Source organism: Allomesorhizobium aridi, from assembly GCF_043769475.1.
Taxonomy (GTDB): Bacteria; Pseudomonadota; Alphaproteobacteria; order Rhizobiales; family Rhizobiaceae; genus Allomesorhizobium.
The window spans coordinates 4,682,723-4,696,096 of the sequence record NZ_CP171729.1; the positions used below are offsets into that span (position 1 = coordinate 4,682,723).

Genomic DNA, 13,374 nt, shown 5'->3' on the forward strand with positions numbered 1-13,374 from the left:
AGGTCTCCAAACTTGAGATGTATGCGCCGCCCCTCATCGCCCTCCTGAGCGAAGTCGAATGGGCGGGCACTTCTCCCCGTGATCCTTCGACAAGCTCAGAACGGGGAGAAGGTCGCTGGCCGCAACGCTGGCGATCCCCCTCTCCCCGTCCTTCACGGGGAGAGGGTAAGGGTGAGGAGCGCTCTAAAGGCGACAACATTCGCATTTTTCTCACCTATCCAAATTCTTGCCCACCGCGCGCATCAGGAAGATGGCGACGATGTTGGCGAGGACGACCGCGATCACCCCGCCCGCCGAAGCCCCGCCGACATCGTAGCCGAGCAGCGCGGTGCGGTAGATCAGGAACGGCAGGTTGGTCGAGGCATAGCCCGGCCCGCCATTGGTGGTGACGAGGATCTCGGCATAGACCCCAAGCAGGAAGATGGTCTGGATCAGGATCACCACGGTGATGGCGCGGGCCATGTGCGGCAGCGTCAGGTAGATGAAGCGATTGACGAAGTTGGCGCCGTCCATCTCGGCCGCTTCCTTCTGCTCGCCGTCGAGCGACTGCAGCGCGGTGAGCAGGATCAGCGTGGCGAAGGGCAGCCACTGCCAGGCGACGATGATGATGATCGAAAACAGCGGATACTGCGCGAACCAGTCGACCGGCTGCAGCCCGAAGAACCGGGAAATGTCGGCGAAGACGCCGTAGCCCGGATGCATGATCATGTTCTTCCACACAAGTGCGGCCACCGGCGGCATGACGAAGAACGGTGAGATCACCAGTATGCGCACGATGCCCTGCCCGAAGATCGGCTGGTCGAGCAGCAGCGCCAGCGCGATGCCGCCGATGACGGTGATCAGCAGCACCCCGACTACGATCAGCAGCGTGTTCCAGATCGACTGGAAGAAGGCGGGGTCCGTGTAGAAATATGTATAATTGAACAGGCCGGCGAAGCTGACATTACCGGGATTGAGCAGATTGTAGTTCAGGAACGAGAACCACAGCGTCATTGCCAGCGGCACGATCATCCAGACGAGCAGCAGGATCACCGACGGCGCCATCATGAAGCGCGCTAGCGTGCCGGTCTGTCGCGTGGCCATGATCTTCCTCCGATTCGAATGAACCGCTTGATTCGCCGGCAGACCTCTCATGCTGGAGGCGCGGCGCTGACGACCCCCTCTCCCCGTCCTTAACGGGGAGAGGGTAAGGGTGAGGGCAGCGCCAGGCTATATTAGGTCGCGCCGCCGCTCATCTCCCGTAATTCTTCGACAAAAGGGCCGCCCAGGCTGGGACCCGGACGGCCAGGCACCGGGAGAATGCCTATTTGATGTAGCCGCCGCGGGTCATCTCGCGCGTCGTCACCGACTGCGCCTGCGCCAGCGCATCGTCCACCGTCATCTGCCCGGCGAGGGCTGCCGAGAACAACTGTCCCACGGTCGTGCCGAGACCCTGGAACTCGGGAATGGCGACGAACTGCACGCCGGTATAGGGAACCGGCTTCACGGTCGGCTTGGTCGGATCGGCTGCGTTGATCGAGTCCAGCGTCATCTTGGCGAAGGGCGCGGCCTTCTGGTACTCGGGATTCTCGTAGAGCGAGGTGCGGGTGCCGGGCGGCACGTTGGCCCAGCCTTCCTTCTCGGCCACCAGCGCGAGATAATCCTTGCTGGTTGCCCAGGAGATGAATTTCTGGGCGGCGTCCGCCTTCTGCGTGCCGGCCGGAACGGCGAGCGACCATGCCCACAGCCAATTGCCGCGCTTGCCAAGCCCGGTATCGGGAGCCAGCGCGTAGCCGACCTTCTCGGCGACGATCGAGTCCTTCGGGTTGGACACAAAGGAAGCCGCGACCGTGGCGTCGATCCACATGCCGCACTTGCCCTGCTGGAACAGCGCCAGGTTCTCGTTGAAGCCGTTCGACGATGCGCCTGATGGGCCGGCGTCTTTCATCAGATCGACATAGAACTGCAGCGTGTTCTTCCACTCAGGCTGGTCGAACTGCGGTACCCAGTTTTCGTCGAACCAGCGAGCGCCGAACGAATTGGAAGTGGCGGTCAGGAAGGCCATGTTCTCGCCCCAGCCGGCCTTGCCGCGCAGGCAGATGCCGTTGATGTCGGCGGCACGGTCGGTCATTTTGCGGGCCGCGTCCGCCACGAACTCCCAGGTCGGCGCGTCGGGCATGGTCAGCCCGGCCTTTTCCATCAGGTCCTTGCGGTACATGATGAAGGAGCTTTCGCCGTAGAAGGGCGCGGCATAGAGCTTGCCGTCGACGGTCAGGCCGCCGGCGATGGCCGGGATGATGTCGCCAGCGTCGTAGTCCGCGCCAAGATTTTCCAGCGGCAGCAGCCAGCCCTGCTTGGCCCAGATCGGAACCTCGTAGGTGCCGATCGTCATCACGTCGTACTGGCCGCCCTTGGTGGCGATATCGGTGGTGACGCGCTCGCGCAGCACGTTTTCTTCCAGCGTCACCCATTGCAGCTGGATGTCGGGGTTCTTGGCAGTGAAGTCGTCCGTCAGCTTCTGCATGCGGATCATGTCGCCATTGTTGACGGTGGCGATGGTGATCGATTCGGCGTGCGCGGCAAACGCGAGCGCGCTCGCGGAGCACAGGCCCAAAATGAGCGTGTTCAGTTTCATCCAGAATTCCTCCCTTAGACCAAGAGTGAGCATTTGCCTTGGTTGTGGGCAATTATTCACTCGGCGTGATTTATGTCAAGCGAGATTCGATGCTGCAGTGCGGCAGGCGCGTCGCTCGGGGCTTGGCGCCAAGACGCCTCGGCAATGGGCGGCTATTGCGCCGAAACCGCCGCCGTTCGCGGCTTCGGCGGGGCCTTGCGTACAATTTGCGAGCCGGTACCGGTGTCCCCGCCGCCGATGCTGCTGTTATTGCGCCGGTTTTTCCGTTTCACCCCAGCGCTGTTCCCGGATTCTATTCACACCGGCGGCGGGAGCTTCGCCCAGAGCCCGCCTTCGCGGTAGCCGAAGCTGCGCAGGCTGGCTATCCTGCCGCCACTCATCAAAACGGAGCATGACAATGGAAAAGCGTCGGTTCGGCACGATTGGCGAGGTCAGCCGCCTCACCCTTGGCGGCGGCGGCATCGGTCAGGTCTGGGGCAGCACCAGCCGTGAAGAAGGCATCGCCACCTTGAAGTTGGCCGTCGACGGCGGAATAGACGTCATCGACGCCGCGCCCGGCTACAAGGTCTGCGAAGCGCTTATCGGCGAGGCCTTCGGCGGCCGCTTGCCGGAGGGGGTGAAGATCACCACAAAGTGTGGCATCGGTTCAATACCGGCCGGGGAGGTCTATCCCCGTTTCCGCGCCTCGCTGGAACAGAGCCTTGCGGCAATGCGGCTCGAGCGGGTCGACCTTTTCTTTCTCCACAACGAGATCTGCCCGGACGATTTCGCCTATCCGGTGGACAATGAGCGCCGGTCCGAATTCGCGACGTCCTGGTCGCTCTATCGCGATGCCGTCGTGCCCGCCTTCGAGCGGCTCAAGCAGGAAGGCCTGATCGGCGCCTGGGGCATCACCGGTGTGGGCGTGCCCGAAGCGATCATCAACGCGCTGCAGGAGACGCCTCGCCCTCAGGCGGTCCAGGCGGTGGCCAACCTGCTCGACAGCCCGGGCGGGCTGACGCGGTTAAGAACTCCGGCGCGGCCGCGCGACATCATCGCTACGGCGCAAGCGAAAGGCGTCGGCGTGATGGGCATCCGCGCCGCGCAGGCCGGCGCCCTCACCCGGGCCATCGATCGCCCGCTCGACCCCGATCATCCCGACGCCCGCGACTTCGTTCGCGCCGCCCCGTTCCGGGCGCTGTGCGAGAAATGGGGCGCGGACCCGGCCGTCATCGCCCACCGCTACGCCCTCGGCATGGAAGGCGTCGACACGCTGGTGCTTGGCGTCAAGAACCGCGAGGAACTGCGCCAATGCCTCGACGCCGAAGCGGCCGGTCCGCTATCGCCGGAGGAGACCGCCGCAATCGACGCGCTGCGGCTGCGCTGACCGGCGCTGCCGGAAGCGGACGCCAGCTCCAATCTTGCTGCTTATCCGCTTCCGCCGGGATTTATCAGCCGGTGAGTTCCCGTGAGCCTCAGGCGGCGGAAGAAATCCGTTCGAGAACGCTCCAGTCGAATTCTCGCGCCCAGTCGGCAAAACTGTGCCAGCGGACTTCCGGAAATTCCCGCCGCAATGCGGCGATGTCGGCATCGTAGCCGGCGCGGTCGAACCATTCGAACATCAGCGCCGTATCCTCGCTTTGCTGGCGAGCCGCGGCAATCGGGATTTCCTGGTAGCTGATCGGGCGGCCGATGGCTTGCGACAGGATTTTCGCCTGCTCCTCACCGGAGAACTCATCGCCGGCGATATCGAAACGCTTGCCGAACACCTGCTCGCGCCGCTCGACCAGGGCTGCCACGAAAGCCCCGATGTCCTCCAAAGCGATCAACTGCAGGACGCGTTTGGGAGGCATCGCAAATGCGTGCGTGCCCTGGCGCAGCCCACCGATCGACCATGGCGCGACAATGTTCTCCATGAAGGCGACCGGCGCGCTGATGGTGTAGGGGATGCCGAGCCCGGCGACATGTTTCTCGACGAGATTTTTGCTTTCGAAATGCGGGATGCCTGTCTCCTTGTTGGCATCGGCAACGGATGAATAAATCAAGTGCCCGACGCCGGCAGCCTTTGCCGCGTCGGCGGCAATGATCCCCTGGCGGGTCTCCTCCTCTGTTCCGGCCTCATAGCTGTTGCCCATCAGGTACACGGTGTCGACGCCGCGTGCAGCCTCCGCAACGGACGCCGCGTCACCGAGATCGCCGGTGACGACATCGGCGCCTGCCGAGGCAAGCCTCCGGGCGGCATCGCTGTCGGGCTTGCGGGTCAGCGCTTTGACGCGATGCCCCCTGGACAGCAGTGCATGCGCAACCGCGCCTCCCTGCTGGCCAGTAGCGCCGGTAACCAGAACGTTTCGTTTGGTGGTCATATGTCTGCTCCTTTATTTTTATTTCCAACAGAGCAAAGTTAGGAATGCGAGGCTGATCCATAATGAGCTATAATCGGAAAACATCGTCTCAAATCTGGATACAATGCTCGACCTCAACGATATCCTGATATTTGCTCGTGTCGTCGAGGCCGGCAGTTTCACCGCCGCCGCGCGCCTGCTCGGCATGCCCAAGGCGACCGTCAGCCGCCGCATCGCCGCGCTTGAGCGTGAGGTCGGGATGCGGCTCATTCAGCGCACGACCCGCAGCCTCAACATGACGGACGCAGGACGTCTCTACTACGAGCAGAGCAGCCAGGCGCTGCGGACAATCGAAGATGCGAACCTGCGGCTTGCGGAAGCCAGGGCGGAGCCGTCGGGCACGATTGAATTTCGGCTCCGGTGGGCTTTGGCGACTCCTTTCTGACCGGCGTGGCGTCCGATTTTCTTGGCGAGCATCCGAAAACCAGGGTCGAGTTGTGCCTCACGGACGACCAGCTCAATCTGGTTGAAAGCGGCATAGATCTCGCTTTCCGCACCGGCATTCTTCCAGACTCCACGCTGGTCGCCCGCAAGCTCGGATCCACGCATAGAATCCTTTGCGCCAGTCCGGACTATCTCGCGCGCCGCGGCGTGCCGGCGATGCCTGCGGACCTCGCTCGCCATCACTGTGTCATCGCGGGTCCGTCGACAGCCAGCGCTCACTGGGTGCTGGACGGGCCGCATGGCCAGCAAACGGTCACGGTATCGGGACGCTTCGCCGCCAACGAAATGCGGGCGGTGATTGCCGCTGCGATCGCAGGCTTTGGCATCGCGCAATTGCCAAACAGGATCGCCGAGACCTCTATCGGAGACGGCCGGCTGCGCCGCGTTCTTGGCGATTACACGACGCCGGTCGGCGGCCTCTATGCCGTATATCCGAGCAGCCGGCACCTTTCGCCCCTGGTCAAGGCATTCATCGAGCTTGCGGCCGGGCGATTAAGCGCCGCCGGCGCCAGCGGCAACGGCGAGGCAGGGGCCGTATCGACCTAGAGCAGCTACCCGACAGCGGTAGAGTGCTGAAAATTCTTCCAAATTTGAGAGGCGATCATGGCAGGCAGCCTAGAGTGTACGACTTGAACGTTGCGGCCTTTCAGTGACGATGGTTATATCAAACCGTGCCCCCGACAATCGCTTTCCTGCGCTGCCAACCTTCCCGGAAAGGCATAGTCGTGCGACCTCTCTATTCTATGCCCGTTGCAGATGACGTCGCGAAGTTCGTATCCGACGCATACGATATCGGTGAGGTCACCGTTTGAAACCTGTTGAACCGCGGGTTCAACGACACATACGAGCTTAGTACACAGGCAGGTCGGCGTTTTGTGCTCCGCATTGCAAATCGCCGTACGCGTAAAGAACAAATCTCGACTACGAGACAGCATTTTTGACGTATCTCGATGGATGCAAAGTTCCGGTCGCTGCGCCGGTTACTGCGCGAGATGGCCGGCACTGGCGTTTGGGTTCCTTTGCAGAAGGCCCGCGACCGGTCACGTTGTTCCATTTCCTGCCGGGGCGAACCGCGCGTCAAGGCTCCCCGCCCGACGCATATGCGCAAGGACGAACCTTGGCCGAGGTCCATCGGGCCGGCCAATCGTATGCAGGTCCTGCAAGTCGGTTTCGAAGCTCGAGTTCCAGCACCTCGCGGCCCGCCCACTCGCTGCCCTTCTCACCCTCCGAACGATTGAGGCCGCACATCGCGACTACTTTGCAGCACTTGTGCCACGGCTGGGGGAGCAGTTGGACGCGGCTAAAAGCGCGCTCGCATGGGGTCACTGCCACGGTGATTGCCATGGGTTCAATGCCAGGATTACAGAGAGCGGCTCACTAGGCCGGGCGGCTGCCTTCTTCGACTTCGACGACGGCGGTCCCGGTTGGTTGGATACGATCTGGCGGTTTATCTCTGGAACAAGGCGCTCAATCCCGCCACCCTGAATCTCTGGCCCTCATTTCTGCAAGGCTATCGGAGCGTTCTCCCGCTTGCGTCGAAAGATCTCGATGCGACGGTTTTGTTCGTCCCCATCCGACACATCTGGCTGCTCGGAGAGTACGCTGCCAATGCATCTATATGGGGTCTTGATCACCTGTCGACGGCGTGGCTGGATAGACAGGTGGCCTTTCTGCGCAATTGGGAGGAACAACATCTCCTGACACGTCTCTTCTGATAAAAAACCTTGGGCGCTTGGCGGGAAGTGCTGAAAATTCGCCCAAATTCCCCGAGAGACGGTCACGGCAGGCTGGCAATGTCCGACGAAGAAGGATTCGGCAAAACCATAATGAGGGGCCAGCCCAACCCATCCTTCGCCACTTCGCGGACCGCCTGCTTGTCTCCCGATGCGTGGAACCCATCCCCCCGAGTTCAAAGCCGCCCCATGCCAGTTTACGCCGAAGGTTGAGTAAATCGGCGGCCAGTTGCACGTGTCCATAACGGCCGTACAAAGGACGAAATAGCGGCTGACGTTCTGGTCCTGTTAAGGTAAAGCACCCCGCCCTCATCGGCGAAAAAATGAACTTATTTGGCATTGGAGTTCGACTCTGGGGAAACAACAAACCGACGGTAAAGCGCAGGCAAAGACTTGGATCGCGGTAGGCGTTCTGGCGGCAATGGTCGCCGGGTGCACGACCGCGCCCGGCGAATATGCGGCCACGCTCTCGAACCAAGACCCAAAATGGCAGTCGCCGCAGTGCGAAGAAATCCGCGTGCAGGCGTTGAACTATAAGGAGAGGAACCTCAACTGGGCGGCCGGTGCCTTGATCGGCCCGTATGGGCTTGCGCTCGTGGCAGCCGGCAAGGAGCACCAGGAAAAGCAACGAAGGCTATTCGCCCGCGAGATGCATATGCGATGCTCAAGCCTGCCATTGCCGAAGAATCTGCAGATCAACCACTCGACCGCGCGAAAGAGCAATTCAAGCTAGGGCATGCCTTGCCGCGTGGGCGGGTCGTCTAATCGCTCGGCCGTCAAGGGGGTGAGTGCAAGGCAGTCGTCCTTTCTGTTCATGCTCGTTCGTTCGTATGCCGGGTACAGGGTCGTCTACGCGGTCGATGCAAAGATCGCCGCAGGATGAGTTTCGCAGGTGAGATCTTCCTATGTTCGTTGCGCAATCTGCTTAACGAAGCAGTTGCTTCCCGCTTCGCGGAATGATCTCAGCCACGTCCCGGCAGGGACGGCTCGGTGCGTCCTGTAAGAACGCTATTGGTTGAATGGCCTGAAGAAAATCGTCGTGGTCGAGCGTCTGCAGGATCAGGCGGCGGGCGTTCCTCCGTGCGGATCGAACAGCTCGCCCGTCCGGAGCATCGCATGCATGATCACTGCCAGCTTGCGCGCCAGGGCCACGGCGGCTCGTTTGAAGCCGAGCCGTTCTTTGAGCTCCAACGCCCAGGTTCGCAGGGTGCTGGTATCCGTCGACCGGTTCAGGATGACCGCGGCCGCTTCGTATAGCAGTCCGCGCAACTGATTGTCGCCACGGCGCGAGATATGGCCGTCATTATCGACTTCGCCGGACTGGTAGCGTCTCGGGGTCAGGCCTACCCATGCGCCCACGGCGCGCGAGTTTCTGAAGTTCGCCGGATCCTCCACGGCCGCGGCAAAGGCGGTGGCTGTGACGGTGCCGACACCGGGCACCGACATGAGCAGACGGCAGTGCTGGTCTTCACGAGCCATCGCGGCCAGTTGCTTGCTCAGCTCTGCTATCTGATATCGGATATTGCTCCATGCCCGAAGCATTGGCACGACGATGCGCGCCAGCTTTGCTTCGCCCTGCAGAAGATCGTGAACGTTGCGCTCGAACACGCTGCCGGCACCCTTGGGCACAACAAGGCCGAACGTCTTCATCAATCCGCGGATTTGGTTGGATATCTGCAAACGCATCTTGAGAAGCTGGCGCCGCGCGGTGATCAGCGTGCGGATCAGCATGCTATCGAAACCTTTGACCCGAACCTCTCGGTAGAAGCCGACCTCGGCCAGATGTGCCAGGCCATCGGCATCGTTCGCATCGGTCTTGTTCGCGGCCATGTCGAGCGCGGCCTTGGCATGCCGCGCGTCGATGCAGATCACCGGCAGCCCCTCTGCCATCAGCGCATGGTAGAACCACACCGACAGCGGCCCCGTCTCGAATACCACCCGCCGCACATCGGGTGCGCGCTTGCGGATCAGCGCCGCGAGCAGTTGCGGGTCGGACGCGCACTTGCCCCGCCAAATCCTCTTGCCGTCCTGCCGGATCGATATTGCCGTCTCTTTCATGGATACGTCGAGACCGATATACTGCTCCATGGCTGTCCTCCGTTCGATGCCTGGGCCCGGTGTCCATCGTGAGCCCGTTCTTCATCCTATCGGGGGACAGCCAGCCGGCTAGAGCTCCGAACATCGCCGCCACAGCTTTGGTGGCCACCGCTCCCGCGATTACGTCATGTTTGTTAAATGTATGCTCGCCTTAGAGCGCGTTTGAGAAGTGCATTCCCAGCATGAATTTGGTGTGATTCATTGGGTGTCGGTTTGATTTGGAGGCCGACACGCTGAGCATAGAATGGCCGAGCAGCTGTGGAATGCAGGCTAAATACATATTGTAGGAAAGGTCGTTTCGACCGATTTCAGGTTAGGCCATGAATCAGGAAATCCGGCTTTTTGGCGCTATTGCGGTCCGACCCGCCGTCCTTGCTCTCGTATCCCAATTCGAAACGGCCACAGGATTTACGGTTGCCGTCAAGTGGGAGCTCAATCCGACAGTAAAGAAGCAGATTGAAGCTGGGGAACCTTTTGACCTCGTCATCACCAATCCGAACCTGGTTCAAGATCTGACCGCGTTGGGAAAGGTCAAGGCGGGGAGCCAGGCAGCGTTTGGCCGGATAGCAATGGGGGTGGCGGCCAGGGCAGGCAGCCGAGCGCTCGACATTGGGTCCGTGGAAGCGTTCTTACATGCGTTGAAGAACGCCAGATCAATCGCCTACGCCAGCGAAGGAACCAGCGGTGGCTACTTCTCCGGTTTGCTGGAACGCCTGGGAATAGCCTATGAGGTGAAACCCAAGTTGGTGGCCGTACCAGGAGGGCAGACAGCGGCGGCCGTAGGCCGCGGGGAAGCCGAGCTGGGGGTCGTTCCCGTGACTTCGATTCTCGCTGCCGCTCCCGAGGTCATGCTTGTCGGTCGGTTTCCGGCAGAGCTCCAAAGTTACATCGACTTCGCCATCGGCATCAGCGCCGATGCAACGGACGCAGAGGCTGCCAGGCAGCTGTCGGAATTCCTGATGTCGGCGGCCGTTGATGACATCTTGGCGGCAAAGGGCGTCGAGCGCCGCTAAAGGCGGCTTACGGCCGTCGGCTTGCCGAAACTAATCCGTCATCCCTCGGCATCGTCCAGGAACGCCTTCATCTCGGCCAGGATCCATGTCCGGAAGGCGCTGACCTTCGGCGCGTTGCGGCGCGCTTCGGGATAGGCCAGCCAGTAGGCGTGGCCATCGTTGCAGACGAGATCGAAGGGCTGGAGAAGCCTTCCGGCGGCAAGATCGGCGGCGAAGAAGGCGGGCGTCAGCAAGGCCACGCCGCCGCCTGCGATCGCCACGCCGGCCTCGAGCGACTGCGAGCCCATGCGGCTGCGCGTCCGGTTCCGCAGCCCGTCGGTCGGCACGCCCGCCTCGGTCAGCCACTGCGTCCACCACGGGTCGTCGGGATCGACGATCGGCAGCCGCAGAAGGTCGGCGGGCTCCTTCACCCCGCCAATGCTTTCGGCGAGCTTCGGGCTCAGCATCGGCGTGAAGGCGGTATACATCAGGAGGTGCGTCGCCAGCCCCGGCCATTTGCCGCCGCCGGCGCGGATCGCCACGTCGATTTCCTGCTGCGCGAAATCGACGAAACGCGGCGATGTATCGAGGCGCACCGCGAGCGTCGGATGCGCCATCTGGAAGGAGCCGAGGTGCTGCGCCAGCCAGTGCGACGCGAAGGTCTGGACGGTGCTGATCGACAGTGTGCCCTGCGCGCCGCTGCGGCCCGAGGCCCAGGCAGAGGCGATCGTCTCGAACGCCTCGGTAATCGCTGGTGCCAGCTTTTGGCCCGCCTCCGTCAGCGCCACCTGGCGCGGCCGGCGCAGGAAAAGCGGCGCGCCGAACCGCTCCTCCAGCACCTTGACCTGATAGCTGACCGCTGCCTGCGTCATGCCGAGTTCGTCCGCGGCCCTGGTGAAGCTCATATGCCGCGCGGCAGCCTCGAAAGCCCGGAGCGCCTGGAGCGGGGGAAGCGGAGCGGTCGGCGGGAGCGGAGGGCGATGCGAAGCCATGATGGATTAAGCTGCCTTATGTATGCCGATCGATGTTTAATTGGAAACTAGCGTCTTTCGGGGCCAGATTGAAGGCCAACGGATAAAGGGAGCAACCCTTGAAAAGGTTGGTCGACACGATGGCAAACACGGCACAATTGGACCGGGCTCATGACGGATCCCTGCATTCATGGCTGGCGGCCTTCCTCACGAAACGAAACCGGCGCGCCCGCGGAGCCCTCCTCGACGTCAGGGAACTTCCGGACCACCTCAAGCGCGACATGGGTTTTCTCGACGGAAATCCTGTCGGCCGGGGAAAGTGAAGGGCGTCGCGGTGACCGCGGAGCGGGTGGAAATTCTTTTGATAGTTGCCCGAGACGCCGAAGCTGCTCTCCTCTCCCCGTCACTATACGGGGAGAGGATGCCGGCAGGCAGGTGAGGGGCAGCGCCGACCTCGCTAATGCTCGCTAAAGCTGCCGATCTCCCTTGCGGGAGATGGCCGGCGGGCCAAAGGGCCAGTCGCAGAAGAGCCGACGACGCCACCCTGCCCGGCAAATGCCACAATGAACGTTATTCCGGAAACCCGGCATTAGCGGTTTGGGCCGAAAATGCTCCTGATCGATAACAACCGGGGACGTTCATGCCGGATTCTCACTCTCCCGCCGTTGGGCGGCGTCTTGCTCCTGTGGCGGCGCTTTGCGCCTCGCTCGCTCTCGCCGCCTGCCAGACCGGCGGGTCCGTCGGCGAAACTGGCGGCGCATCGTCTTCCGGCGTTTCCTATCTCACCGAGATACGCACCTCGCACGGCCTGCCGCCGCTCGCCTACGACGCGAAGCTGGAGCAGGCCGCCCTGCAGCAGGCCGCCTTTATGGCGCGGTCGGGCCGCATGGAGCACACCACCGGCTGGGGCAAGGATTTCGGTCGGCGCATGAAAAAGAACGGCGTCGACGCCCCCGCGGCGGAAAACATCGCCCAGGGCCGCATGGACATGGACCGGCTGTTTTCCATGTGGATGGACTCTTCCGGCCACCGCAAAAACATGCTCGACCCGCGCTTCAACCGCTTCGGCCTTGCCTATGCCGGCGAGGCGGACGGCCGCAAATACTGGGCGCTGGTCGTCGGCAGGTAGTTTTCCCGGCTCATCTGAATCTCGCGCAACCTAGGCCGCAAGCAGCGCGGCGGCGGTGCGTTCGTCGGTGATCAGGCCGTTGACCAGCCGCCTGGTCGCGGCGGCCAGGATGCCGGCGACCTTGCGCTCGCCCATCGCCAGTGCGACCACCAGCGACTTTTCGCGCGACGGCAGCGGCGCGGAGGCGACGCGGTCGTTGGTGATGCCCTCGATCAGCTTGCCTTCGCGGTCGAACGCCCAGCCGACGATCTCACCCACCGCGCCGGCTTTCTGCAGCGCCTTCAGCTCGGCCTCGGTGATGAAGCCGTCCTCGTAGAGCGGCGCCTTCGGGCCGAGATCGCCGATGCCGACAAAGGTCACGTCGGCCTCGGCGGCGAGCGCCAGGGTCGGCTGGATCAGCGGTTGGCTGTGTAGCATCTTGCGCTCCTCCGGCGAGGAGGCGATGGCCGGCAGCGGCATCGGAAACGAGCGCGCCTTGATCTTGTCGGCCATGGTGAAGATGACGTTGTAGAAGGCCGCCGAACCGTCCGGCGAAATGTTGCCGGTCAGCGAAACGACCTTGTGCTGCGGGCACTCCATCGCCGGCAGCTGTTCGATCGCCGCCTTCAGCGTGCGCCCGGTGCCGATCGCCATGACGATCGGCTCGACCGAGCGCAGCCGCCGCTCGATCTCGGCCGCCGCGGCCTCGGCGATGCCGAGCGTCGTCGAGTTCGAGGCCGGGTCGCTCGGCGCCACCTCGACTAGGTCGAGCGCGAAACGCACCTTGAGTTTCGCCGCGAGGTCCAGGCAATTGGCTATGGGATGGTCGACACGGACCTTGATCAGCCCTTCCGAAACCGCGAGCGAGACCAGCCGCTGCGCGGTCTGGCGCGAGACGCCGAGCTTCGCCGCGATCTGGTCCTGCGTGTTGCCCGCAACATAATAGAGCCAGCCGGCGCGCGCCGCTTCATCAAGCCTGGTTGTGACGGTCTCCTGCCGGAAATTCATGCAGCCGCGCCCCGAATCGAAAAGGT

The 13,374-nt window shown here is 62.7% G+C and carries 11 protein-coding genes and 1 pseudogene; 6 read left to right on the forward strand and 6 right to left on the reverse strand.

Annotated features, from left to right (window positions below; translation table 11 throughout):
* Positions 1–210 precede the first annotated feature (210 nt).
* On the reverse strand, positions 211–1,083 hold the full coding sequence (locus ACG873_RS25160) for a carbohydrate ABC transporter permease (protein WP_394888508.1): 873 nt from the start codon (positions 1,081–1,083) through the stop codon (positions 211–213).
* 220 nt (positions 1,084–1,303) lie between these two features.
* Positions 1,304–2,614, reverse strand: a complete 1,311-nt coding sequence (locus ACG873_RS25165; RefSeq protein ID WP_394888509.1) for an ABC transporter substrate-binding protein — start codon at positions 2,612–2,614, stop codon at positions 1,304–1,306.
* 397 nt (positions 2,615–3,011) lie between these two features.
* Here ACG873_RS25165 and ACG873_RS25170 point away from each other — a divergent pair, with 397 nt between their 5' ends.
* Positions 3,012–3,980 (forward strand): aldo/keto reductase, encoded by a 969-nt coding sequence (locus ACG873_RS25170; protein WP_394888510.1) that lies wholly within the window; start codon positions 3,012–3,014, stop codon positions 3,978–3,980.
* Positions 3,981–4,068: 88 nt separating this feature from the next.
* Here the strand turns inward: ACG873_RS25170 and ACG873_RS25175 are convergent, their stop codons facing one another.
* A complete protein-coding gene (locus tag ACG873_RS25175) occupies positions 4,069–4,956 on the reverse strand; it encodes an NmrA/HSCARG family protein (RefSeq protein WP_394888511.1) in 888 nt (295 codons plus the stop codon).
* 103 nt (positions 4,957–5,059) lie between these two features.
* On the opposite strand from ACG873_RS25175, the pseudogene ACG873_RS25180 reads away from it, so the two are divergent.
* The 3 genes and pseudogenes from ACG873_RS25180 (at position 5,060) to ACG873_RS25190 (ending at position 7,154) form a co-directional block, all read left to right on the forward strand.
* Positions 5,060–5,985, forward strand: a pseudogene (locus ACG873_RS25180) (LysR substrate-binding domain-containing protein).
* 408 nt (positions 5,986–6,393) lie between these two features.
* Positions 6,394–6,924 carry a phosphotransferase gene (locus tag ACG873_RS25185; protein WP_394893689.1) on the forward strand — a complete coding sequence of 177 codons (531 nt, stop codon included), beginning with the start codon at positions 6,394–6,396 and terminating at the stop codon, positions 6,922–6,924.
* The gene (locus ACG873_RS25190; protein WP_394893824.1) at positions 6,864–7,154 is read left to right on the forward strand and encodes a hypothetical protein; all 291 of its coding nucleotides are present in this window, start codon (positions 6,864–6,866) and stop codon (positions 7,152–7,154) included. The genes ACG873_RS25185 and ACG873_RS25190 overlap by 61 nt, the downstream gene beginning before the upstream one ends.
* 1,077 nt (positions 7,155–8,231) lie before the next feature.
* Here ACG873_RS25190 and ACG873_RS25195 read toward each other — a convergent pair.
* Positions 8,232–9,260 (reverse strand): IS110 family transposase, encoded by a 1,029-nt coding sequence (locus tag ACG873_RS25195; protein WP_394885887.1) that lies wholly within the window; start codon positions 9,258–9,260, stop codon positions 8,232–8,234.
* A 329-nt stretch (positions 9,261–9,589) separates the two neighbouring features.
* Here ACG873_RS25195 and ACG873_RS25200 point away from each other — a divergent pair, with 329 nt between their 5' ends.
* Positions 9,590–10,282, forward strand: coding sequence for a molybdate ABC transporter substrate-binding protein (locus tag ACG873_RS25200; RefSeq protein ID WP_394888512.1), 693 nt, complete (start codon positions 9,590–9,592; stop codon positions 10,280–10,282).
* 38 nt (positions 10,283–10,320) lie between these two features.
* On the opposite strand, the gene gcvA is transcribed toward ACG873_RS25200, so the two are convergent.
* A complete protein-coding gene (gene gcvA, locus ACG873_RS25205; protein WP_394888513.1) occupies positions 10,321–11,253 on the reverse strand; it encodes a transcriptional regulator GcvA in 933 nt (310 codons plus the stop codon).
* Positions 11,254–11,872: 619 nt separating this feature from the next.
* On the opposite strand from gcvA, the gene ACG873_RS25210 reads away from it, so the two are divergent.
* Positions 11,873–12,361 (forward strand): CAP domain-containing protein, encoded by a 489-nt coding sequence (locus ACG873_RS25210; protein WP_394888514.1) that lies wholly within the window; start codon positions 11,873–11,875, stop codon positions 12,359–12,361.
* A 30-nt stretch (positions 12,362–12,391) separates the two neighbouring features.
* On the opposite strand, the gene ACG873_RS25215 is transcribed toward ACG873_RS25210, so the two are convergent.
* A complete protein-coding gene (locus ACG873_RS25215) occupies positions 12,392–13,348 on the reverse strand; it encodes a sugar-binding transcriptional regulator (protein ID WP_394888515.1) in 957 nt (318 codons plus the stop codon).
* Positions 13,349–13,374 lie beyond the last annotated feature (26 nt).